Annotated in this window: 18 protein-coding genes and 1 tRNA gene; 8 read left to right on the plus strand and 11 right to left on the minus strand. The window is 55.0% G+C overall.

From position 1 onward, the window contains the following. Positions 1-133: 133 nt before the first annotated feature. Both AO065_RS25945 and AO065_RS25950 read right to left on the minus strand, forming a co-directional pair. The gene (locus AO065_RS25945; protein WP_004887772.1) at positions 134-1285 is read right to left on the minus strand and encodes a hypothetical protein; all 1152 of its coding nucleotides are present in this window, start codon (positions 1283-1285) and stop codon (positions 134-136) included. Further along, positions 1282-3924, minus strand: a complete 2643-nt coding sequence (locus AO065_RS25950; protein ID WP_004887774.1) for an ORC-CDC6 family AAA ATPase — start codon at positions 3922-3924, stop codon at positions 1282-1284. Before AO065_RS25950 ends, AO065_RS25945 begins: the two co-directional genes overlap by 4 nt. A 1023-nt stretch (positions 3925-4947) precedes the next feature. On the opposite strand from AO065_RS25950, the gene virB5 reads away from it, so the two are divergent. From virB5 to AO065_RS25980, 5 genes are all read left to right on the plus strand, one after another. Beyond that, complete coding sequence (virB5, locus tag AO065_RS25955) at positions 4948-5712, plus strand: P-type DNA transfer protein VirB5 (protein WP_004887776.1); 765 nt, start codon at positions 4948-4950, stop codon at positions 5710-5712. Between the two features lies 1 nt (position 5713). Then, positions 5714-6199: a hypothetical protein gene (locus tag AO065_RS25960; RefSeq protein ID WP_004887778.1), complete on the plus strand. Its 486-nt coding sequence runs from the start codon at positions 5714-5716 to the stop codon at positions 6197-6199. Continuing rightward, on the plus strand, positions 6196-6450 hold the full coding sequence (locus AO065_RS25965; RefSeq protein ID WP_004887780.1) for an EexN family lipoprotein: 255 nt from the start codon (positions 6196-6198) through the stop codon (positions 6448-6450). The genes AO065_RS25960 and AO065_RS25965 overlap by 4 nt, the downstream gene beginning before the upstream one ends. A 2-nt stretch (positions 6451-6452) precedes the next feature. Continuing rightward, positions 6453-7532, plus strand: a complete 1080-nt coding sequence (locus tag AO065_RS25970) for a TrbL/VirB6 family protein (RefSeq protein ID WP_004887783.1) — start codon at positions 6453-6455, stop codon at positions 7530-7532. Between the two features lie 293 nt (positions 7533-7825). Continuing rightward, a complete protein-coding gene (locus AO065_RS25980; RefSeq protein WP_004887784.1) occupies positions 7826-8017 on the plus strand; it encodes an antitoxin VbhA family protein in 192 nt (63 codons plus the stop codon). A gap of 276 nt (positions 8018-8293) precedes the next feature. Here AO065_RS25980 and AO065_RS25985 read toward each other — a convergent pair whose 3' ends face one another. From AO065_RS25985 to rpsU, 7 genes are all read right to left on the minus strand, one after another. After that, positions 8294-9127 carry a hypothetical protein gene (locus tag AO065_RS25985; protein ID WP_004887786.1) on the minus strand — a complete coding sequence of 278 codons (834 nt, stop codon included), beginning with the start codon at positions 9125-9127 and terminating at the stop codon, positions 8294-8296. A 471-nt stretch (positions 9128-9598) separates the two neighbouring features. Next, the gene (locus AO065_RS25995; protein WP_004887790.1) at positions 9599-10663 is read right to left on the minus strand and encodes a tyrosine-type recombinase/integrase; all 1065 of its coding nucleotides are present in this window, start codon (positions 10661-10663) and stop codon (positions 9599-9601) included. Between the two features lie 126 nt (positions 10664-10789). Further along, positions 10790-10866 (minus strand) — tRNA-Ile (locus AO065_RS26000). Positions 10867-10920: 54 nt separating this feature from the next. Then, positions 10921-13371 carry a sensor domain-containing protein gene (locus AO065_RS26005; protein ID WP_004887792.1) on the minus strand — a complete coding sequence of 817 codons (2451 nt, stop codon included), beginning with the start codon at positions 13369-13371 and terminating at the stop codon, positions 10921-10923. A gap of 418 nt (positions 13372-13789) precedes the next feature. Continuing rightward, positions 13790-15640, minus strand: a complete 1851-nt coding sequence (gene rpoD / locus AO065_RS26010) for an RNA polymerase sigma factor RpoD (protein ID WP_004887794.1) — start codon at positions 15638-15640, stop codon at positions 13790-13792. Positions 15641-15707: 67 nt separating this feature from the next. After that, the gene (gene dnaG / locus AO065_RS26015) at positions 15708-17663 is read right to left on the minus strand and encodes a DNA primase (protein WP_004887797.1); all 1956 of its coding nucleotides are present in this window, start codon (positions 17661-17663) and stop codon (positions 15708-15710) included. A 405-nt stretch (positions 17664-18068) separates the two neighbouring features. After that, complete coding sequence (gene rpsU / locus AO065_RS26020; protein WP_002551877.1) at positions 18069-18284, minus strand: 30S ribosomal protein S21; 216 nt, start codon at positions 18282-18284, stop codon at positions 18069-18071. A gap of 198 nt (positions 18285-18482) precedes the next feature. On the opposite strand from rpsU, the gene tsaD reads away from it, so the two are divergent. Continuing rightward, positions 18483-19508, plus strand: coding sequence for a tRNA (adenosine(37)-N6)-threonylcarbamoyltransferase complex transferase subunit TsaD (gene tsaD, locus AO065_RS26025; protein WP_004887798.1), 1026 nt, complete (start codon positions 18483-18485; stop codon positions 19506-19508). Positions 19509-19516: 8 nt separating this feature from the next. Here the strand turns inward: tsaD and plsY are convergent, their stop codons facing one another. After that, entirely contained in the window at positions 19517-20086 is a 570-nt protein-coding gene (plsY, locus tag AO065_RS26030) for a glycerol-3-phosphate 1-O-acyltransferase PlsY (RefSeq protein ID WP_004887799.1), read from the minus strand. A gap of 74 nt (positions 20087-20160) precedes the next feature. Here plsY and folB point away from each other — a divergent pair, with 74 nt between their 5' ends. Together folB and folK are read left to right on the plus strand one after the other, a co-directional pair. Further along, positions 20161-20514 carry a dihydroneopterin aldolase gene (folB, locus tag AO065_RS26035; RefSeq protein WP_004887801.1) on the plus strand — a complete coding sequence of 118 codons (354 nt, stop codon included), beginning with the start codon at positions 20161-20163 and terminating at the stop codon, positions 20512-20514. Next, positions 20505-21032 (plus strand): 2-amino-4-hydroxy-6-hydroxymethyldihydropteridine diphosphokinase, encoded by a 528-nt coding sequence (gene folK / locus AO065_RS26040; protein WP_004887802.1) that lies wholly within the window; start codon positions 20505-20507, stop codon positions 21030-21032. The genes folB and folK overlap by 10 nt, the downstream gene beginning before the upstream one ends. Before the next feature lie 501 nt (positions 21033-21533). Here the strand turns inward: folK and AO065_RS26045 are convergent. Continuing rightward, entirely contained in the window at positions 21534-22766 is a 1233-nt protein-coding gene (locus AO065_RS26045; protein ID WP_004885326.1) for a multifunctional CCA addition/repair protein, read from the minus strand. Positions 22767-22810: the final 44 nt, after the last annotated feature.

Below are 22810 nucleotides of genomic sequence, written 5' to 3' on the forward strand. Positions count from 1 at the left end.
GGTAGACCTATCACATGTATAATATCTTCGACATATCTACGATGATGAAGCGAAGTGGCGCATAATATAATCTTGTCTACAGAATTATATGCAGAGTTAGTCCTGCTAGGGCCGGTGTTATTGTAAGCTGCGTTCAATTATTTTCGACCTCAAACTGTCCAATTGCTGCTAATGAAGCACATGTCTCTCGGAGGCTTTCAAATGAAATTGTAAATATATCACCAATGCCCTGGGAGTAGTTGCCGGCAGAAAATTCTTGAGGTCGGGCCTTTACTAAAGCTATTTCAGGTCTAGCGGCGATCGCGAGAGCAGCGCCGACTGCTTGAATTTTGGTTCCGGCGTGAATGATAGATATATTCGTGTTTGGGTTTTTTTGGCCTTGCTCAATTATAATTCGTGTACATTCAGTATAGCTTAGGACGTCACAATACTCGTATTGTCCGCTGGGTAATGATTGCTGGCTTTGGTCGTTAGCCTCATCCGGCTTACCGTATATCATCTCTATCAGAGAAAGTTTTACTTGAGACTGACGCCACTGATGATATACATCATCAGTTTTTGGAAGAATCCAAAAAACATTCTTTTCAACGCCTCCTAGCGTTCCGATCCCCAAGAAGCTAAGGCTCCGTTGGAGTCGCGCTGGAAACATTGATGGTAAGGCAATTGCATAATTAGGGAAGTGATCGTGCTGAATGCCCGGTGCCAACTCGTTGGCTGAGACATCCTGAACGCCCCGCTCCCTTAGGTCTTTGTCGCTCCAAAGTGAGACTGGCTCAGTTCTGCTCTTTTCGCATGGTGAATGATATTCGGCAGCAGTAGTGTAAAAAACAACTAGTTTAATATCTCTATTCAGTCGTGTTAAAGACAAAATAGTTGATGTGATGAAGGTTGCGGAGCCACCGCTTATATCCAGACCGACAGTTAGCGCGCCTACATTGGTGCTGGGGATCAGACTAGAAATGGAACGATAGATGTTCTCTGGAGCCTCTGCCTCGAAGTAAGTAATATCGGTAGTCATTTCCTGAAGTACAGGTCGTAACTCATTTTGCCGACGCATGTTGTCTTCGGGGTTTGTGCTGTACAAACCCAAAGCTACTCTATCTATTTTTGAGCTATTGTCGCGAAGTGACTTAGGAGCCGCTAAAACCCTCTCTTCAAAACCACACGTACCAATGAATAAGTCTATTTTAAGAGGTAGTTGATCGTATTTTTGAATAACTGGTAGAGTAGAGATTACATTTTTGACCAATATAGGTTTTACTAGAAATTTCTTTCTGACACTCATTCTTCTTCTTCCGAAAATAAATCGCCAAATAGAGAATCGGGGGAGTGGGAATACCTTATATAGGCTTTGTTTGCAAAACTTTGAGGGTTGGTTAGCAGTTCCGCAAAGTCATCTAGATGTTTGACATCAATATAGTCTTTTCGAAGCAGAGATGTTCCGAAGCTCGGCAGCAGCGAAGAGCGCAGTTGCCATCGGACAGTTTGGGTACTGGCAGACTCTTTTCCGCGGCTGGGCGGTAATTCGATAAAAATTGCACGCCTGATAAGCTCGCGTTTTAATGCAACCAGATTCTCTCCGTTGGCGAGATTTCTAAGTTCGTCATCTAGGTCAATGCCGGATGGTAAACTCATCTCAATTCGATAACGTCGCTGGATTACAAGTTTTCCATCTTTATTTCTCCGCGTAGGTGCGTCCACTAGAAGTTTTTTAGCGAGCTCTCCATAGCTGGAAAGTATCTTGCTCATTTCAGCCCCAAATGGATGGTACGCACTAACGCGCTCTCTAAGTGCCGTTGATACTTTGGTTATGGCTTTGTGCTGTACATGATCTGGAATTAGTTTGTTGGACTGGCTATCGACTGCAGCGCGTGCAAACATTTCTCGGACCATGTGGAGGATGGTTGATACATCGCCGCTCCATGCATTAGAAAGAACGTGTATGCCATAATAAAAACTTTTTTGGCCTGCACGAGCGCCTTTAGTTGATCGGATAGCTGCTGCTAGCTCGTTGTCGTGCTTAAATTCACTGCTACCGATAAGAGACTCAGTTTTTCCCAGGTATTCAGCTGCTTCTAGGCGTTTGTCGAGGAGGTTAGTAATAAATTTCCGTCGCTCACCTTCTCGCTCCGCAGGTATCGAAAGCTCCCCCGCATTTATCAACGCGTATTCTCGATTGACGTCGATTCGGACGTTGTCAACATGGTCTGAAATAAATCCATAGGGCTCACTTGATACCTTGAATACGTGGCTTTCGTCCCTTTGCCAAAGAACAGTATTGAGAATTGACTGTATTTCTGGGGAGAGACGGTGCGATGTGTAGTCATCAAGTAAAAAAGCAATTCGCCAAGTTTTGAGGCCCGGAATCAATGTACGCGCGTGCCTACATATCTCCCTGATAAATGTCGGCGATAGCTTTATAGAGGATTTTTGCTGGTCCAGTAGGTCTTTGCTAACCTTGAGGCGCAAGCGATCTAGCATGTCTGCTCCGGCTTGCAGTGGATCCATTCCGGCAACTCTAACTATCTCGGCGTTTTCGCCAATTTGTTCAGTGACAAATTTGGATAGCTTTATTCTGGCATCCTCTGTCATTTCAAGCGCATTTGTCATTGTCTTGTTAGATGCGCACATTGCTAATGACCGGAACAGCTCTCGCGCTAAGACCAGATTAAAATACGTAGTTATTTCTTCCCCAAGTCTCTTCGCACGGTCTTTTTCTCGAGATATCCACAAAAGATCATTCTGTAGGTCACTTGCACAGCCAATATAGACACCAAAAAAACCTAGCGCGTCTAATATACTAGGATTGCTTTCCAATTTTGACACATGCGTTCTAATGCTCAGATGACGGAACACCATCGACTTTCCACATCCTCGCGGTCCTACTAAAACCGATGGCTCTGGGTTTTGTAGCATGCTGATCCATGGAAGGTGATCTACAAAAAGTTGCAGTAGGAGCTCATCGCTCGCTAAATGCTCGGCACTGATTGCTTCAAATGGATGGAATTTTGCAACTGGCCTAGGAAACATTGTCAGTGTATTGGCCGCTTCCTTGATTTTTGCGACATACATGGAGGGCTCTGGGAAATGACGACCCGGATCGTCGTCAGCAAAAGCTTCAATTAAATCTCTCAGGCATGTTAGAAACGCAGTGTGGCGTGACGCAATTGCTCTATTTCTGTGTAGATGATTGTGTAGTTGTGCTAAACATTTTGCGATTGATGACCAGTCATCATCAGCTTTTTTAGTATCTTTCTCTAACGCTTTTACACTGCCTAAATCAATTATTTTTACAGAGGTAGGAGGTAAGGTAGGATCAATCGCAAGCCGGTCAGGATCCGTATCTACAAGCATAATATTTGCTAAGTGTAAATCGTCGTGCTTGTATCCTTTCAGTTCTAAAAATAGAACAGCAGATATAAGTGTTTCTGCAACTTTAGCCACAAGCATTGGAGTAATTTTTTCAGGCTGTTTATCTATATAGTCTTTGAGAGTAGTACCGTCTAACCAATCGCTGAGGAAGCAGACCCAATCGCGTTTATCTTTTGTAGAGGGCTGATCAGGGAACGGAGACGCCCGACCGACAGTGGCTAACAAGTGGATAAAGTCGCCTCCTCCTTTCAGCTTGGAGGCCAATTCAACTTCAAGACTTGGAGATTTATCTTGATAGTCACTTGGGATGCAGAATTTGGCTGCCAAATCCCGTTTAGTTAATGAATCGGTTACCCGTAATACAAATCCTTTTTTGCCCGTACGTTCTAGGAGCCCTTGGACGAAACCAAGCTCATCCCGATCAGCGATCTCATAGGTGGTTTTCGACCCGTCCGCGTTGGTGATCAGGTCGAAGGTAGGAGGGAATGGTCCACCGTTATTCAACCACTTAACTAATAAGGCATCGATCACTGGTCCTTTGTGCGCTTCCACTGCTATTCCTCAAGAATCAATACGGGCCATGGCTGCCGTGGGACCTAGACAGGCTACGGCAGATTACGGCTTCTTACGCTGTGCTACTATCTTGATAGCACAAAATGGCGTCGTCTGACAGGTGATCTTCGTTCGCAAATGGGTTGAGAAATGGTGCGTGGATGCCTCAAATATTGCGTATGAAGCCCTAATCCAGCCGAGCAGATCTTAAGAACGCCGGGGCCGCGTCGCCTGGCGGCAGTGACAGCTCTACGCACAGATATTTGAAGCCCTGGCAATCACGCCCACTTCAAAAGTCACAGTGACATTTCACACCTGAATGCAGAGCTCTGAAACGCCATCGCTTGTCGCGGTTTTCCTCCTAACTGAAGCAGCGGCCTGCCTTAGCGCTACGGATGTAGTCCCAAGGCGTCGGCAATGTGTGTTTTGGACTGAGATCGTCGGTAAGTCGGCTATGGTTGATTAGTTAAGATCTCGCATGGCATGTCTCGGCAAGGGATTCTCTTCATTAAATATATCAAGCATGTTACGTGCGTTTTACATCTGGAATGTATGACATTTACCCGGCGTTTAGCCTATCCTGCACTAGTACTTCGTGACAATTAAAACTTCGTCATGACGAAGAGCTAGGAAGCTATTATTCGACGGTTTAGCCAAGGTTATATAGTTGGTTTGCCAATATATGGTGTTTTGGTTTTAGCTGATGTGTCACTAGCTTTTGGACAGAGAAAAACTTCGTCATGACGAAATTTCCTGGACGGTCGGTACTTCAGGTCATGGCACCATAATGAGATAATTATTTCGCCAAAATACTGTTTTTTGGTTTCTGAAACGAACGCTGAAACCGCCTCGCTGATGCTGCTTGCATTATGGGCGCGGCCCTTAAAAGACGGGGCCTACACCGGGTAAGACTGGCGCATAGTCACCCCAAGGACGGCAACGCCGTGCCGGGTGCGATTCCTAAACAGATCGACAGGCCGGACAGACGGTCCAGCGTTCACCATTTCTAATGGAGAGGTGACTATGGATCTGTTTAAGTGTTTGACTCGTATGGGCAAACAGCCGCTTCGTATTGCTGCCGCATTTTCATCGTTGATGTGCGCGCAGCAGTGCTTTGCACAAATTCCTGTAACCGTTACCAGCCAGGTAACCGAATCCCCGATGACTATCGCTGAGTTTGCTTCTAACTCCACCCGTTGGAGCCAGCAGGTCCAACAGATGGCTTCTCAGATTGACCAGATGAAGCAGCAGTACGGAGCGATCACTGGCTCGCGAGGGCTCGGAAGAGTGTTCGATGATCCTCAGCTCCGAGAGTATCTGCCTCAAGAATGGCAAGCGGTGTATGACTCAGTGAAACGTGGCGGTTATACAGGCCTAGATGGCCGTGCAGAGACGATCTATGCAGATAACAAGGTGTTCGATGCATGCCAAAGTTTCGCTCAGGATGAACAACGTACTGCCTGCCAGGCGAAAGCCGTAAAACCATCACAGGACAAGGCTTTCGCATTGGATGCCTATGATCAAGCCAAAGGTAGGCTGCGTCAGCTTGATCAGCTCATGGGGCAAATTGATAAAACCCAAGACCCCAAAGGCATCGCCGAGCTACAGGGGCGCATTGCTGCAGAGCAAGCAATGATTCAAAACGAGCAGACCAAGTTGCAGATGTTCCAAATGGTGGCTCAGGCAGAGGACAAGGTACAGGAGCAGAGGCAGCGTGAATTGAATGCCCAGATTCTTGATAAGCGAGGATTCAAAACTCGCACCATGCTGAACCTGGGGGGAAATTGAAATGGTTTCGTACGCTCACATCCTCCCGATCATCGTTTGCTTCTTCATTCTCACGTCATTGCGTAGATTCTGGTTGTGTATCGGCCGGTTCGGCGCTCTGAAAGAGGTATCGCGGCGTGCTCCAGAACTGATTCAGAGTGATCTGCTCGCCGCCGCTACGGCAGTGATGCCATTCCTCTTGGCGCTTGCTGATTGGCTCCAGATAGTCCCGCCTAGAGCAACAGGCCCGATTTCATCAACGCTTGCAGTTTTGATTTCATTTGCCTGCGCGCTTGCCTCGGCTCTTTTGGTTTCGAAGGCCGAAGCTCGCATTGCTGGTAGTTGGGCTGGCACAAGAGAAAGTGCCCTGCGCACGCTTGCCGCTTTGCAGATTATCGATGCTGCCGAACTCGCTTACTCCCTTAAATACGCAGAACAGTTTCGAGCTAAGGCGCGTTGCGCATCGCCCCGGAACCTGAGCGTTGTCGAGCGGGAGGATCAGGAATGATTACCTCTCGTTGGTTGGTTTTGTTTCCCGTACTGCTCACAGGGTGCGGAGCGGATGAACCTGTCCGTTCTGTCGATTGGTATAAGGCTCATAACGCAGAAAGGGCGATTCAGATCTCGGAATGTGAGCTTGATCCGGGAAGGCTTGCGTTGACGCCGAATTGCGTCAATGCCAAGCAGGCCGAGAATGAGCTGCGGCTTGCCGAGCGAGGGTTCCGTAAGCGCGAGACTTTAGATTTGAAGGAGCGGTGACTATGGAATCCAATTTCTACGAATGGGTAGGTGGATCTATCGATGTCGTATTAAACGAATACGTTCAGCTCATGGCGCAGAGTGTCATTGGCGACTTCTCCGTTTTGCTCGCCTTGGGTGGCGCGCTATTTTTCATGACGATGGGACTATTGTCTGTCGGCGGCTTTATTGAGCAACCTCTACCACATCTTTTCAAAATCGCAATTAAATGGGCGTTCATTGGCGGTCTGGCATTAAACGTGAACACATACCTTGGGTGGGTTGTGGAAGCGATTCGTGGCTTGGAGGTTGGGTTGGCTGATGCGTTTTCCCCCAATGGAAAGGGAGCTACTGCGACGTCTGTCTATCAGGTAATCGACAGGGCTATGACTGATGGTTTCAAAATTGCCTCTGATCTCCTTGCCCGTGCAGGGAGGCGAGGCGTAACGGAGATAGGCATGATGTGCTATGACTTGCTCATGGCTGGCACGATGCTCGTCGCAACATTTCTGATCACGCTGCCTGCTGGTGCCATGATCATTACCGCCAAGGTGCTGATGTCGTTTCTGCTGGGGTGTGGCCCGATCTTCATCGCAATGCTGCTCTTCGGCCAAATGACCGGCAAGTGGTTCGACCAATGGTTTGCGCAGGTGATGAACTACATTATGCAGAGCGCGGCGATAACGTCCGTGCTGACGCTAGGTATGAAGTTTTTCACCACGATGTTGACGGACATCCAGCCGACTGCGGGGAATGGCCCTGCGACCGATATGTTGGAGGTCTTGGCGCTGAGTGGGATAGTCCTCTACATGGTCTATCAAGCCAGCTCCTTGGGAAGTCAACTTGCGGGTGGTTTATCGTCCAGCGCGATTACGCTGAGGCAGATGGCCCAAGCCGCGATAAATCCCGCGAAGGCGGTTTATAACGCTGTTAATCCCATGACAACACGGCGTGATCTTCAGTCAGGCATGATGACCAGCGCGAGGGCTGCCAATCACTGGGTCGCTGGCAACACTGCTTGGAACCCGGCTTATCGACAGCACGTGATGCAAAACCTTGGGCGTAACTGGGGTAAGGCAAGGGGAGGGAAGGTGAGTAGCTAGCAGCGTAAAACAGCAGTGCTGTGAATCGCGCTGCGCGCCCTGGCGGGCTTACCCAAAGGGGCTCTGCCCCTCTGGACTTCCCGCCCTCGCCGGTAGCAGGGGCCGCTGGGGAGAGCGCCCAGCAGCCCCCGCAGATAGGATTTGGATTGCATTGCGTCAAGGGTTCGCTTCGCCGTCATCCTCGCCCGGTCCCGCTTCGCGGGCTGCGGCCTCCGTTGCCGCCCTTGACCCTCCCTCTGCCTATCTAGCGCTGAAATTGTCTTGTTTTTAATCATTGAGTACTTGGAGGGCCCATGAATACTCCAGAAATCATCGACGTTTCGGATGCGGAAATGCTTCGTCGTCAAAAAGCAGTTGATTACGCTCGCGCGTCGCTTGCGCTTGAGGGTTTTGTAATCAGCAATGATGAAGAGCAACGTGCCCAGGCTTTCGTGAACGGCAAGCTGACCCTTGCTGAATTTATCTCTGTAGAAATCGCTCAATAGCTGGAAGCTGGGTCAAGGGCATCACCGCAGGCCGCAGCGGAGCGGAGCCCGAAGGGCGAGCACCGAACGGGTGAGGATGATGGGCAAAGCCTTTACCCTTGATGCAGCTGTAAGCGACCAAGCCTAGCGACAGGGGAAGGAACAAGGCGAAGCCGCCGGACCTGCCCCTGCCGCCTGTCCGGCAAGGATAGGACGCGGAATGCAACCGAAGGGGTTGCCCAAGCGAAGCGCGGAGATGAACGGCGAATAAAGGCGAGGTTTCACAGCGCTCCGCTCCTACGCTTGTGGCTGCTGATATTTTCTATTCAGAACTGCGGCTATGTGCTTTGGCATGCCGGAGATGTTTGCATCCGCAACCGATCTCGTCTTAATTACCCGCTTCGTTTTGGGGGGCTGGTCTGGCAATGACGAACTCTGCTTGTTTGCCATGGCGCGTGCAATCGTGGGTGAGAACTTACCTTCCCTGTAGCGTTTGAGAACTGCTTTAAACCACCTGTTAGGTGCCTTAACTCTACCTGCTTCCAGGTTACCTGCTAGCTCATCAAGAAGCATCTGAGCGGCTTGTTGATCCACATCTATCAATAAAGCCTCAATGAGGCTCCGCTCTGTGGCGGCCAGTGTTGGCCATGTGAGCGTATGCTTCGGTAAAATCTCGCTGGTGTTAGGTTTTGTTCTAGTTTCTTTTATATTGGTATGGTTTGTATTGTTTTCTCTTTTTATTGGTATATCCCCCTTGGGGCCAAGGGATGGTTTCCCGGGCAGTGGCTCACCATGGCATGATCGACCATCCCCTGGTTTTTGGGGGGATGGTTCACTGGGGGTATAGGTGACAAAATTCTCCCAGATGATCTTTCCTGATTCATTCTGGAAACGCTCCTGCTTGAAGTAGCCTAGCGCCCTTAGCTCCTTGCTTGTGGCACTCCATTGCTGCTCGCTGAGGCCAAATTTTCCACGTATGTGGCCGACTCTAAGCTCCCAGCCTTCGTTCTGACCCAGCATCCAAGACAAGACCACGCGCGCGCGCCAGCTCAGCCTACTCTCCGTTAGGACGCTTGCTGGAACAATGCAGTAGGGCGGCCTTTTGACTTTGAAGGTTTGATCCGTGCTCATGGGATTGCAATTCCACGCTCTCCGTCGAGCGACAATACCTCCTTGACTTGGAGGGTGCGGAAATAAACTCGCCGGCCGATCTTGAGCATCGTAGGTTTGAGTCTTTTAGAAATTTCGGTGTTCGAGTAAAGGGCCACTCTAACTCCTTCTGGAGATCGGCCTAATATCGCGGCAATGTCTACGATGCCCATTAGTGGGCCAAAGCGCTCAAGCAAATATTGTTCGGTCGTCATTGTCAATCAACCATAGTTGCTAATAGTTAGGCGTATCTTTGGGTAATGATGCGCAGTCGTCAAATGGCTACGCCTCGGTTTTCGACCAAGGCGTATTAGTTTGGATTAAAGACTTTGTTAGTCTGTGGTTGCCAAAATATATAGTTTTGGCTAATTGGCAGGTGTTGAAAAGCTAATGTGTATAGGGCTTTTCCTGAAATCTATTGTTGTCGAATGTGTAATAGAAATTATTTTTTGCCTATTTTTTAGCTTTCAAGCTATCGAGCCTCACCACCAGGTCCTCCGCGCGAAGATGCGTATATCGTTTCAACATCTGCATTGACTTGTGGCCGCTGATGCTAGAAACCTCTTGGTCTGAAAGTCCACCTTCAACCAATCGGCTGACTGCCTCATGGCGGAGGTCGTGGAAGCGGAAATCTGGCATGCCCAGCTTAGATTTGAGCAATCCCCAGATTTTCGTGAAGGCATAAGGGCGCCGCTTTCCGTCCTTTCCAGGCTCACCAAAAAAGATCAAATCGCAATCGATGGGGCGCACAGGGTTTTGAAGCGCTGCTTGGAATGTTGCTGCAGCGAGCTTGCTAAGTGGCACAGTCCGGGCGCTGTCGTTCTTCGTTACCAGAAGGCGTGCTACGCGCTTTTTGACATCGACCTGATGCCGACGTAGTCCTGTGATTTCAGACGACCGCATACCCGTTTCCAAGGCGATGCTGACGATCCATCCGAGCATAGGGTTGCTGTGCTTGTTTACCTCTTTCAGCAAGCGACGTTCCTCGTCTGCTGTAAGCCGACGATTTCGGCCTTCACCTGGGCTCGGTTTGCGAATGTTGAGCACAGGGTTGTATGTGAGTCCGAGGCCCCATTCCTGAATTGCGACAGTGAATAGGTGGCTAAGGAGGGCAAGCTCTAGCCGCACGGTGTTATTGCTGGTGGGTTGGCCGCGGTTGGTCAGGGAGCCCAGGCGTGTATCGCGATAGTTGGCAATAACCTCGGATGACAGAGCCGCCAGCGAGTATTTGCCCAGGTGTTTGATCAACTGCTGAGCCTTGGTTGCCTCAGCCTTCTGCGTGGTGGGCTTTTTGGTAGGGCTGACTTCACGCAGATATCGCTGCAGCGCATTTTCGAGTGTCAGTCGCTCGGACCCGCTGCGCTGGATATAGACACCCCGCACCATTTCATCTTCGGTGCGTCGTGACCAATCTTCGGCGTCGCGTTTGGTGCGGAAGGTTTTGGCGTTGGTCGGCCATCCGGTCTTGCGGATGACGGCCTTCCAGGTGCCGGCAGGGGTTTTGACGATTGTGGCCATCTGAAGGACTCCAAAGGCGTGCAAGCGAAGCCGCACTGTACCTAATTTGTACCTTCGGACCATAGGACTGATCCGGCTGCCACAAACCCAAAAAGCCAAAAGCCGCGTAATACGCGGCTTCAAGGTTGGTGGGCCCACACGGACTCGAACCGTGGACCAAAGGATTATGAGTCCTCTGCTCTAACCAACTGAGCTATGGGCCCTCAGCAGGACGCGGATTATAACGGCGGTTTCGCGGCTGTGCTATCCGAAAAGTCCTAAACGTTCATAAGAAGAAACCTGGCGCAGAATTCCTCGGGTGGCAAGGGCAGGCTGACGATGTAGCCCTGCATCTGTTCGCAGCCTTCTGCGGCCAGGAATTGCTGCTGTTCGCTGTTCTCCACGCCTTCGGCGATGACGGTCAGTTGCATGCTGCGGCCCAGGGCGATGATGGCGCGGACGATGGCGGCGTCGTGGGTGTCTTCGGGCAGGCCGCGGACGAAGGACTGGTCGATCTTGAGGATGTCCAGTGGCAGGCGTTTGAGGTAGCTGAGCGATGAATAGCCGGTGCCGAAGTCGTCGATGGCCAGTTGGACGCCGAGTTTCTTGAGTTTGTGCAGTACGGCCAGGGCTTCCTGGGTCTGGCTCATGATGAAGTTTTCGGTGATTTCCAGTTGCAGGCAGCCGGGCTCCAGGCCGTTGTCGGCCAGCAGTTGTTCGATGCGGGTCACGAGGTGCGGCTGGCGCAGTTGTGCGCCGGCGAGGTTGACGGACAGTGGGCCGAACGGCTTGTGGGTTTTGCGCCATGCGTGCATCTGCAGGCAGGCCTGTTCGATGACCCAGTCGCCGATCTGCAGGATCATGCCGTTCTCTTCGGCCAGCGGTATGAAGTGTTCCGGCGGCACTTCGCCGAAGGTCGGGTGGCTCCAGCGGATCAGGGCTTCGGCGCCGACCATGCTGTTGGTGTGCAGGCTGGTCTTGGGCTGGAACGACAGGCTCAGTTCGTTGCGGTCCAGTGCGCGTCTCAGTTCCTGCTCGAGCGCGATGCGTTCGCTGGCCTGGGAGGTGAGGTCGCGGGTGTAGCTTTCGACACGGTTACGTCCCTTGGCTTTGGAGCGGTACATGGCCGCGTCGGCGTTTTTGACCAGCGTGGCGACGTCAGTGCCGTCGATGGGGAACAGGCTGCAGCCGATGCTGGAGCTGATGAAGAATTCGTGTTCGCCCGCCTGAAAGGGCGCGCTGAAGCAGGCCAGCAGTTTGTTGGCGATGCTGACGGCGTCGCTGGGTTGCAGCAGGCCGGGCAGCAGGACGATGAACTCATCGCCGCCGAGCCGGGCGACGGTGTCGATGTCGCGCAGGTGTTCCTTGAGACGCTGGGCGATGCCTTTGAGCAGCAGGTCGCCGACCGGGTGGCCGAGGCTGTCGTTGATGTGTTTGAAGCGGTCCAGGTCCAGAAACAGCACGGCGCCCAAGCTGCCGGACTCTTCGCTGTGCAGCAGGGCGGTTTGCAGGCGGTTTTCGAACAGCGTGCGGTTAGGCAGGCCGGTGAGGGGGTCGTGGTGTGCCTGGTAGTCCAGGCGTGCCTGAGCGTGCTTGAGGCTGGAGATGTCGGCGAACACGGCGACGAAGTGGGTGATGAGGTCGTCCTTGTTGCGCACGGCGCTGATGGTCAGCCAGCTCGGGTAGATGTCACCGTTCTTGCGGCGGTTGTAGATCTCGCCTTGCCAGTGGCCTTCTGCAGTCAGTTGATGCCACATCGCGGCATAGAAGGCGCTGTCGTGCTGGCCAGAGGCAAGCAGACGGGGCGTGTGGCCAATGGCTTCGGCCTCGCTGTAACCGGTGATCTCACTGAAGGCGCGATTGACGGCATGGATGCGCTGGCGCGTGTCGGTGATCAGCACGCCTTCAGCGGTGCTTTCGAACACGGTGGCAGCCAGGTGCAGTTTTTCTTGCATGTACTGGCGTTCGGTGACATCACGGCTGATGGTCAGCAGGCAGTCTTCGCCGTCGATCAGGACCGGGTGCGCAGAGAGTTCACAGAGTCGGATGTTGCCTTCGGAGCCCCGGATTCTGGTGCGAAACTCATGTACAGAGCCATGCCGCTTGATGTGCTCGATCATGGCCTGGCGTTCGCTCAGGTCGGCCCAGATGCCCAAGTCGAGCGTGGAGCGTTCCAGGCACTGTTTTTCGGTGTACCCGGTGATGCGGGAAAAGCCTTCGTTGACTTCGAGAATCACCCCATCGCGCACACGGCTGATGGTCAGCCCGTCGGGGGAGGCGTGGAAGGCCTTGGCGAATTTTTCTTCCGAGAGCTGCAGTTGTCGCTGGGCCTGTTTGAGCGGGGTGATGTCGCGGACCACCACCAGCACAGCGGGCTTGGCGCCCAGTTCGAAGGGCTGGGCGGACATGAGTCCGGAAAAGGTCTGTCCGTCCTTGCGCCGCAAGGGCACTTCCAGATTGCGGATAGTGCCTTTTTGCAGTTGCTCAAGCAGGCCCGGACCCATGCCGGGAACGGCCCAGACGTTGATCTGCGTGGGCGTTTTGCCAATGGCTTCTTCGGCGGTAAGTCCCGATTGTTCTACGAACGCTTTATTGGCTTCCAGAATCTGGCCATCGATGAGGCTGGCGATGACCATGATGTCCGGGCAGTGGGCGAAGACGGAGGCAAACCTGTCTTCAGATAGACGCAACGCTTCTTCTGTTTGTTTGATGTCACTGATGTCGGTCATTAATCCACGCATAAGTGCTCACGTCCGTGCTTGGTCTGGCTGCCGATATCGCGGGGGCCACAGCACTTGCTCCGTATCGTTGCGCACGAGCGGGCCAGGGTTGTGGTCATTACCGCTGCTGATTTATTGCTAGCAGAAGGTCTCAACATCGCGGCAAGTCTGCGCACGATGCTGCGGTAAATATCCTGGCAACAACCGATAGGCCAAAGGATCACGAGCAGGCTTTTTGCCTGCAGTGACACATAGTTGTAGGTCAGGTTTCGGAATTTTGCCTGCCGGGCGACGGCTGACAGGCGTGTTTTCGAGGGGAGTTCAATGAAACACCCGAGATAGAGCGCTTTGAAATTTCGGCGGGCCTGAAACGCAAAACCCCCGGCGGGCCGGGGGTTCAGTTTGAACGCATAGCGTGCTGCGCGTATTACTCGTCGAGGAACGAACGCAGGTGTTCGCTACGGGTCGGGTGACGCAGTTTACGCAGTGCCTTGGCTTCGATCTGACGGATCCGCTCGCGGGTCACGTCGAACTGTTTGCCAACTTCTTCCAGCGTGTGGTCGGTGTTCATGTCGATGCCGAAACGCATGCGCAGAACCTTGGCTTCACGAGCCGTGAGGCCCGACAGCACTTCGCGTGTCGCTTCTTTCAAGCTTTCGACCGTGGCGACATCGATTGGCGACTGCATGGTCGAGTCTTCGATGAAGTCACCCAGATGCGAATCTTCGTCGTCACCGATCGGGGTTTCCATGGAGATCGGCTCTTTGGCGATCTTCAGTACCTTGCGGATCTTGTCCTCAGGCATTTCCATGCGTTCGCCCAGCTCTTCCGGAGTCGGTTCACGACCCATTTCCTGCAACATCTGGCGGGAAATACGGTTGAGCTTGTTGATCGTCTCGATCATGTGCACCGGAATACGGATGGTGCGTGCCTGGTCGGCAATCGAGCGAGTGATCGCCTGACGGATCCACCAGGTGGCATAAGTCGAGAACTTGTAACCACGACGGTATTCGAACTTGTCCACCGCCTTCATCAGACCGATGTTGCCTTCCTGGATCAGATCGAGGAATTGCAGACCGCGGTTGGTGTACTTCTTGGCAATGGAGATCACCAGACGAAGGTTCGCTTCAACCATCTCTTTCTTCGCGCGGCGGGCCTTGGCCTCACCGATCGACATGCGACGGTTGATGTCCTTGATCTCGGCAATCTTCAGACCGGTTTCTTCTTCGAGCGCGGACAGCTTCTGCTGGCAACGCTGGATGTCAGGCTGCAGACGACCAATGGCTTCAGCGTATTTGCTCTTGCCCTTGGCCAGCGCATCGGTCCAGCTCTCGTCGACTTCGTTGCCAGGGAACTGGCGAAGGAAGTCGGCGCGCGGCATACGTGCATCACGTACACACAGCTGCATGATGGCGCGTTCCTGAGCACGCAGACGGTCGAGAGCACCACGTACCCGCTCTACCAGACCTTCAAACTGCTTTGGAACCAGCTTGATCGGCATGAACAGTTCGGCAAGCGCAACCATTTCGGCAATGGCGTGCTTGTCTTCGCGACCGAGCTTCTTCAGGGCCTTGCGGGTGATTTCCATCTGATCGGAGACAGCACCGAAGCGCTGTGCAGCGATGACCGGATCCGGGCCGCTTTCGACTTCGTCTTCTTCATCGGAAGCGTCCGCCGATTCTTCCTCGTCGTCGTCGGTCCCTTCGGCCTTGGCGGCTTTGGGATCGACAGGCGGAGGCACTTCGGCAGGCGGCGCAATGCCGTCGTCCGGGTCGATGTATCCGCTGAGAACGTCGGACAGGCGACCGCCTTCGCTCGTGACACGTGTGTATTCGGAAAGAATATGGTCAACCGTGCCAGGGAAGTGCGCAATTGCGCCCATCACTTCACGGATGCCTTCTTCGATACGTTTGGCGATTTCGATCTCGCCTTCACGGGTCAGAAGTTCAACGGTACCCATTTCACGCATGTACATGCGAACGGGATCGGTGGTACGACCGATGTCGGTTTCGACCGCTGCCAATGCTGCGGCCGCTTCTTCTGCGGCTGCCTCATCGGTATCGGCGTCGGCCAGCATCAAGGCGTCCGCATCCGGAGCACTCTCGTGTACCGGGATCCCCATGTCGTTGATCATGCGGATGATGTCTTCCACCTGCTCAGGATCTGAAATATCCTCGGGCAGGTGGTCGTTGACCTCTGCGTAAGTCAGATACTTCTGCTCACGACCCAGGGTGATCAACTCTTTGATACGAGACTGCTGTTGCGCTTTTCCGGACATAACACCCTATCCACTGAAGGTCTTGGCGGGCAAAAAACAAGCCGAGGATTATACCCGAGCTATGACCTCACGCGCCAGTTGAGGTCGGGGTTTGTGCAGGAACATTGCGATTTAGCAGGTCCCGAAGCTGAATTTTCTCTTCTGCACTCAGTTCGGTTTGACGTGCTTTGCTGATCAGATGTTCCAGGCTACGCTCGCGTTGGCGAGCGGATAAGCTAGTTATAGTGTCGAAAAACTGTTGTTCAAGGTTATCGGCCTCGATCAACCATTCCTTTTCGGCCAATGCGCGCAGCAAACGGCCCTGTTCGGTTCCATGCCACCGCGCTATCAACTGTAACGACCGAAGATTGGGATTCTTTTGCCGGGCTTCAATAAGAGAAACCAATAATTGCGCCTGAGACTGGTCTTCTGCCGCGAAATGGCTGGCATTTTCGACTTTCTCGGCCAGTTCGGGGTGGTGCAGCAATGTTCTGAGTGCGGCCTGCATCGGTGGTTCAACCGCTGTCGGCACACGTGGCGTGCGCGGTTCGAAGTCCCCACGTTTGCCTTTTTTGTCCCAGGGTTTCTTTTCCCATTTTTTCTGATTCGGACCGCCGGTTTTCTTTGGCGTCCATTCCTGCTGCGCTTCATAACCGCCTTGCGGCTGGTAGTCGGCGAAATCAGGCATCGCGTCATAATCGACATACGGATCGTAACTGGGCGGCGCTTCCGAGGGCGCGCTCTGCACCAGCTGGCTGACCGCTTCACCGCTCAGGCCGGTGATTTCGGTCAGGCGCTGACGCATCAGGGTCTTGAGGTTCGCGCCGGGCACCTTGTCGATCAGTGGGGCGGCGAGGGTGGCCATATGGGCCTTGCCCTCGAGCGAGCGCGGGTCGGCTTCCTTGGTCAGTTGCTCGAAGAAGTAATCCGCCAGCGGCTGCGCGTGCTGGTTGATGCGCGCCCTGAATGCGTCAGTGCCTTCCGAGCGCACCAGGGTGTCCGGGTCCTCGCCTTCGGGCAGGAACAGAAAACGCGCCCGTCTTCCGTCCTGCAGGCTCGACAGTGTCGCTTCAAGTGCTCTCCAGGCGGCATTGCGGCCTGCCTGGTCGCCGTCGAAGCAGAACAGCACGTTGGGCACGACCCTGAACAGACGCTTCAGGTGTTCTTCGCTGGTTGCCGTACCCAGCGTGGCCACGGCGTTGCGCAGGCCTTGCTGAGCCAGTGCGATGACGTCCATGTAGCCTTCGACGACGATGATTTCATCGAGATTGCGATTGTACTTGCGGGCTTCGAACAGGCCGTAAAGCTCCTGGCCTTTATGGAAGACCGGTGTTTCCGGCGAGTTCAGGTATTTGGGTTTGTCGTCGCCCAGTACCCGGCCGCCAAACGCGATGACCCGCCCGCGTGAATCGCGAATCGGAAACATCACCCGATCACGGAAGCGGTCATAGCGCTTGCCGGTTTCTGCGTTTTCGATCAGCAGGCCGGCGTCGATCATCACTTTTTGCTGCAGGGTATCGCTGCTCAGGTGTTTGTACAGGTTGTCCCAGCCTGGAGGTGCGAAGCCGAGGCCGAAGTCCCGCGCGATCTCGCCTGACAGGCCGCGGCCCTTGAGGTAGTCCACCGCAGCTTTGCGCGTCGGATGGTTCTTCAGGGCCTGACGGTAAAATTCTGCGGCGGCGGTCAGCAGCGGGTAGAGCGGCGAATCGGTGGGCTGCCGCGGCTTCTGGCCTTTGACGCCCTGCTCGCGGGGCACTTCCATGCCGGCGGCTTTGGCGAGGTCCTCGACGGCCTGGGGAAAATCCAGGTTGTCGTGGTCCATGATGAAACCAAGGGCGTTGCCACCTGCGCCGCAGCCAAAGCAGTAATAGAACTGTTTGTCCGGGCTGACGCTGAAAGAGGGTGTTTTCTCTTTGTGAAACGGGCAGCAGGCGCTGAAGTTCTTCCCGGTTTTCTTGAGCTGCACACGCGAGCTGACCACGTCGACGATGTCGGTACGGTTCAGAAGGTCGTCGATGAAGCTCTGGGGAATCAGCCCGGCCATGGCATTCTCATATCAAGCGTGTCGCGAAATTATCGTGGTGACTCTACGAGCGTTCCGTCGGCCTGTCAGCCGCCTTTTTGAAAGGCACTGCAACAAGCGGGCACGTCTTGGCATCCGAAGGTCGGTGCTTGGGCCTGAAAAGGGATTTTCATATGCACGAGACGCTGCCTTGGCTGAGCTTCTTGCGAAGTCATCAAGGCATACTCGTCTTGTCCATTGATCGATGTGCTGCCCGAGAGGGCATGACCAATGTTGCCTGTAAGCAGGCGGGACGTGCTTGACTGAAGCCCTGGTCGCATGTGCTGCCTTGGCTGCTCGGTCAATCTAGCGTGATGCTATAACTGCAACTGCCGACAGCCCGACTGTAAGGTCGGGCAAGGCAGAAGCTTTCGACGTAAGTCTGTATTAGTACAGACGAACGGCGCGGCGCTGCTCGCGCTGAACTTTCTTGGCGTGACGTTTGACAGCAGCAGCTGCCTTACGCTTACGCTCGGAAGTCGGCTTCTCGTAAAATTCGCGGCTACGAACTTCAGCCAGAACACCGGCTTTTTCGCAGGAGCGCTTGAAACGACGCAGAGCTACGTCGAAGGGTTCGTTCTCTTTAACTTTGACGGCTGGCATCCAGAGCTACCTTCATTCATTACCGGGGTCAACGCTTCGTGCAAACACTGCACAAAAGTACGTCGGTTTTTAAGGGTTGCGGATGTTAACCCCTCATTGAGAGGAATGCAAAGCCTCTGATCGAAAACCGCTGGTCGGCACCTCGGTCGACGACTATTATGCGCGCCTTCGAATCTGCCCCCTACAAGGCGCAAACCCATGCTAGTACTGGGATTAGAAACGTCCTGCGATGAAACCGGCGTCGCGCTTTACGACAGTGAACGCGGTTTGCTGGCCGATGCATTATTCAGTCAGATCGACCTGCACCGCGCCTACGGTGGTGTGGTGCCGGAGCTGGCTTCGCGCGATCACGTCAAGCGCATGCTGCCCCTGATTCGCCAGACGCTGGCCGAGGCCGACTGCGTGGCGACCGACATCGACGCCATTGCCTACACCGCAGGGCCGGGCCTTGTGGGCGCTCTTCTGGTCGGTGCGTCCTGCGCACAGGCCCTGGCGTTCGCCTGGGACATTCCGGCGCTGGGCGTGCATCACATGGAAGGCCATCTGCTGGCCCCGATGCTGGAAGAAAATCCACCCGAGTTTCCGTTCGTCGCTTTGTTGGTGTCCGGCGGCCACACGCAGCTGGTTCGTGTCGATGGCATCGGCCAGTACGAGTTGCTGGGCGAGACGCTCGATGACGCGGCAGGCGAAGCATTCGACAAGACGGCCAAGATGATGGGCCTGCAATACCCGGGCGGTCCGGAGATTTCCAGACTGGCGACTCAGGGTGTGGCGGGGCGCTTCACGTTTCCGCGGCCGATGACGGATCGTCCGGGCCTGATGTTCAGCTTCAGCGGTCTGAAAACGTCTGCACTCAACACCTGGCAGCAGTGCCAGAGTGCCGGGGACGACAGTGAGCAAACCCGTTGCGACATCGCTCTGGCCTTCCAGCAGGCGGTAGTGGAGACTTTGACCATCAAGTGCAAGCGCGCGCTCAAGCAGACGGACCTCAAGAGCCTGGTCATCGCGGGCGGTGTCAGCGCCAACAAGGCGCTTCGTCTGTCGCTGGAGAGCATGCTGGGCGATCTGCGCGGGCAAGTGTTTTATGCGCGTCCCGAGTTCTGTACCGATAACGGCGCCATGATTGCTTATGCGGGCTGTCAGCGTTTGCAGGCAGGCCAGAAGGAAGACCTGAGCATCAGCGTGCAGGCGCGCTGGCCAATGGAGCAACTGTCGGGGCTGTAATACACCGATCAGAAATGCCGTTCGCGCCCGGCGAGCAGGTCGCGTAGATTGCCGCGATGTCGCCAGACGATCAGCAGGGTCAGGACGCTCATGGGCAGCAATGCCCGAGGTTCCTGCCAGGCCAGCAATGGCAGTGTGAGGGGGGTGGCGATCAGCGCGGCCAGCGAGCTGGTGCGGGTCAGGCGGAACGTCAGCAGCCAGGCGGCGATGGCCAGCGCAGCAGCGGGAAGATAAAGCCCGAGCAGCACGCCGGCAGCCGTGGCGACACCTTTACCACCGCGAAAGCGGAAGTACAGCGGGAACAGATGGCCCAGTACGGCGCACACGCCGATCCAGCCCTGTTGCGAAGGATCAAGCCCCCAGGCGCTGGCGATCAGTACCGGGACCAGACCTTTGCACAGATCGCCGATCAGCGTGAGGATGGCCATTTTTTTACCGGCCAGACGCAGCATGTTGGTCGCGCCTGCGTTGCCTGAGCCGCTTTCACGCGGATCGGGACCGCCATTGAGGCGACTGAGCAGGATGGCGAAGGACAGTGAGCCGAGCAGGTAGGCGAAGGTCGCCAGTAACCAAAACATGCTAACCATTCCGGGCGAGGATGCCCTGATTCTAACGGCGCATCGCGCCCTTGTCGTGCAGTGGAGAGTAGTGCTTGGACAGAGTTTTCATTCAGGGTCTTGAGGTCGATACCGTGATCGGCGCGTACGACTGGGAGCGCGGCATTCGTCAGTGCCTGCGTCTTGACCTGAGTTTTGCCTGGGACAACCGACCTGCCGCTGCGGGCGATGACCTGAGCAAGGCACTCGACTACGCCAGTGTTTCGACCCGCATCCAGGCCTTTGCCGAGCAGGCGCAGTTTCAGTTGGTCGAGACGTTTGCCGAGCGCCTGGCCGAGGTGCTGATGGCTGAATTCAATATCCCCTGGCTGCACCTGAGGCTGACCAAGCCCGGTGCGGTCGCTGCCGCTGCCGGTGTGGGCGTGGAGATCGAGCGCGGATGTCGCTGACGCGGATTTTCCTCGGGCTCGGCAGCAACATCGAGCGCGAAACGCACCTGCATGCCGGGCTCGATGCGCTGTACAGCTTTCTGAGCGAGTTGAGCTGTTCGCCGGTATTCGAGAGTCACCCGGTGGGCATCAAGAGCGGTCCGTTTTTCAACCTGGTGGTGTCGGCTCTGACCGATCTGCCGTTGATGGAGCTGGACCGCCGTCTGAAATTCATCGAGGCCGACAACGGCCGCTACGCCCCGGACCGCAAGGGCCTGCCGCTGGACATCGACGTGCTGCTGTATGGCGAGCAGGTCGGCAATTTCGACGGGCTGATCCTGCCTCGCGCCGAAATCCTCAAGAACGCCTTCGTATTGTGGCCATTATCGCTGATCGCCCCGGATCGTCTGCACCCAGGTGTCGGCATGCCGTTCAGCACGTTGTGGGCTGACGCGCAGATCGATCAGCAGCTGTGGCCTGTGGCGTTCGAGTGGAAAGGCCAGGCGCTGACGCCTGCGGAGTTGCTCAAGGGCTTATGATCGTGCCCACGCTCTGCGTTCGGCGTTATACATAAGTCCGCCTCAACAGTGATCGTGCCCATCGCTCCGCGTGGGCATGCCTCCCGTGACGCACCACGTCACAAATGGCACAGACTGCGGACTCAGTGAGCCGAGCGCATGACGTGAGTAACGCTGGAGCTTGGCCACGCATCTGCACCACATCGAGAGCGGACGCAGAGCGTCCTTAGCGGCATTCCCACGCGGAGCGTAGGAACGATCAGCGTGATCTCAAGCACGCCGATCATGCCCATGCTTGTNCGAGTTATACCCGAGTCTTGCTACGACCACGGACTGTGGGAGGCGGCTTGCCGGCGATGCTTTTTCTGAAGCGACCTGTCAGTGACTGAACTGACGCCATCGCCGGCAAGCCGCCTCCCACGGGGTATGCATTCAGTCAGTCCCTTTCGTTTAGGCCCCCGTTTTGCGCGTCCTGCGGACTTGTGTATAACGATGAGCGTTGGAGCCTAGGAAACGATCAACCTACCGATTGCCATGCTCCGCCTTGTACACCTTCAGCGCATCCAGTCGCGCATTTTTCAGGGCGTTGCCCAGTTCCTGACCCTGCAAGCCTTTCTCGAGCAGCGGCTGTACAGACACAGCCCGTGCCGCCTCTGCCGCGCCACGCAGATACTCCGCCTGTGGATAACTGCGCTGCTCGAAACCATGACGGCCTCGCGCATCCATCTCGCATGCGGCGATGAATTCCTCGAAGCGCTGCGGCCTGCGGTACACGTCGAAACTGTGCAGCAGTTCCAGTACGGTCGAGGGCTTGAGTTCCAGCGCCCGGTGGCCGTGGGTGTGGTACTGACCGACCAGCAGGGCCAGCTCCTGGCATTCCCTCGGCACACGGAAGCGCTCGTTGACGGCCTTGATCAGGCGCAAGCCGGTGTGCTCGTGGGCGATGTGCCTTGGCCATTCCGATTCCGGTGTCAGCCCTTTGCCCAGATCGTGCAGCAGGCAGGCCCAGCGCACGCTCAACGGATGCTCATGAAGGGCAGCCTGCTCCAGCACGCTCAGTACATGCACGCCAGTGTCGATTTCCGGGTGATGCGCGGCTGGCTGAGGCACGCCGAACAAATCTTCTACTTCGGGCATCAGTTCTTTCAGCGCGCCACACTCATGCAGCACCTCGATGAACACCTGTGGTTGTTTTTCCATCAGCGCGCGAGAGATTTCCTTCCAGCTGCGCTCGGGCGTCAACGCCTTGAGCTCGCCGGATTCACTCAGTTGCCGCATCAGGTCCAGCGTCTCGGGAGCGATGCTGAAACCATGCGGCGCGTAGCGAGCGGCGAAACGAGCGACGCGCAGTACACGCAGAGGATCTTCGGCGAACGCGGGGGAAACGTGACGCAGAATGCGTGCTTCGAGATCCTGCTGGCCGTGATAGGGGTCGGTCAGATTGCCGTCCTTGTCTTCGGCCATCGCATTGATGGTCAGGTCGCGACGGATCAGGTCCTGCTCGAGCGTGACGTCAGGGCTGGCATGAAAAACAAAGCCGCCATACCCCACGCCACTTTTGCGCTCGGTGCGTGCCAGCGCATATTCCTCGCCCGTCAGCGGGTGGAGAAATACCGGGAAATCGGTGCCGACCGGGCGATAGCCCTTGACCAGCATGTCTTCGGCCGACGCGCCGACGACCACCCAGTCGATATCGGTGACGGGTAAACCCAGGAGGCGGTCGCGTACGGCGCCGCCCACTTTAAAAATCTGCATAAAAAACCTCCGTAAGCGCGACAGGATAAACCTTGCGTCGTCCT

Origin of the sequence: Pseudomonas viridiflava (assembly GCF_001642795.1) — a bacterium.
Classification (GTDB): Bacteria; Pseudomonadota; Gammaproteobacteria; order Pseudomonadales; family Pseudomonadaceae; genus Aquipseudomonas; species Aquipseudomonas viridiflava.

Bases quoted from the DNA above. Each gene is read 5' to 3' on its own strand.
- AO065_RS25945 (WP_004887772.1), bottom strand. From the start codon at position 1,285: ATGAGTGTCAGAAAGAAATTTCTAGTAAAACCTATATTGGTCAAAAAT.
- AO065_RS26045 (WP_004885326.1), bottom strand. From the start codon at position 22,766: ATGCAGATTTTTAAAGTGGGCGGCGCCGTACGCGACCGCCTCCTGGGT.
- plsY (WP_004887799.1), bottom strand. From the start codon at position 20,086: ATGTTTTGGTTACTGGCGACCTTCGCCTACCTGCTCGGCTCACTGTCC.
- AO065_RS25985 (WP_004887786.1), bottom strand. From the start codon at position 9,127: ATGAGCACGGATCAAACCTTCAAAGTCAAAAGGCCGCCCTACTGCATT.
- AO065_RS25995 (WP_004887790.1), bottom strand. From the start codon at position 10,663: ATGGCCACAATCGTCAAAACCCCTGCCGGCACCTGGAAGGCCGTCATC.
- AO065_RS25980 (WP_004887784.1), top strand. From the start codon at position 7,826: ATGAATACTCCAGAAATCATCGACGTTTCGGATGCGGAAATGCTTCGT.
- AO065_RS26005 (WP_004887792.1), bottom strand. From the start codon at position 13,371: ATGACCGACATCAGTGACATCAAACAAACAGAAGAAGCGTTGCGTCTA.
- rpsU (WP_002551877.1), bottom strand. From the start codon at position 18,284: ATGCCAGCCGTCAAAGTTAAAGAGAACGAACCCTTCGACGTAGCTCTG.
- dnaG (WP_004887797.1), bottom strand. From the start codon at position 17,663: ATGGCCGGGCTGATTCCCCAGAGCTTCATCGACGACCTTCTGAACCGT.
- tsaD (WP_004887798.1), top strand. From the start codon at position 18,483: ATGCTAGTACTGGGATTAGAAACGTCCTGCGATGAAACCGGCGTCGCG.
- AO065_RS25960 (WP_004887778.1), top strand. From the start codon at position 5,714: ATGGTTTCGTACGCTCACATCCTCCCGATCATCGTTTGCTTCTTCATT.
- AO065_RS25970 (WP_004887783.1), top strand. From the start codon at position 6,453: ATGGAATCCAATTTCTACGAATGGGTAGGTGGATCTATCGATGTCGTA.
- AO065_RS25965 (WP_004887780.1), top strand. From the start codon at position 6,196: ATGATTACCTCTCGTTGGTTGGTTTTGTTTCCCGTACTGCTCACAGGG.
- folK (WP_004887802.1), top strand. From the start codon at position 20,505: ATGTCGCTGACGCGGATTTTCCTCGGGCTCGGCAGCAACATCGAGCGC.
- virB5 (WP_004887776.1), top strand. From the start codon at position 4,948: ATGGATCTGTTTAAGTGTTTGACTCGTATGGGCAAACAGCCGCTTCGT.
- rpoD (WP_004887794.1), bottom strand. From the start codon at position 15,640: ATGTCCGGAAAAGCGCAACAGCAGTCTCGTATCAAAGAGTTGATCACC.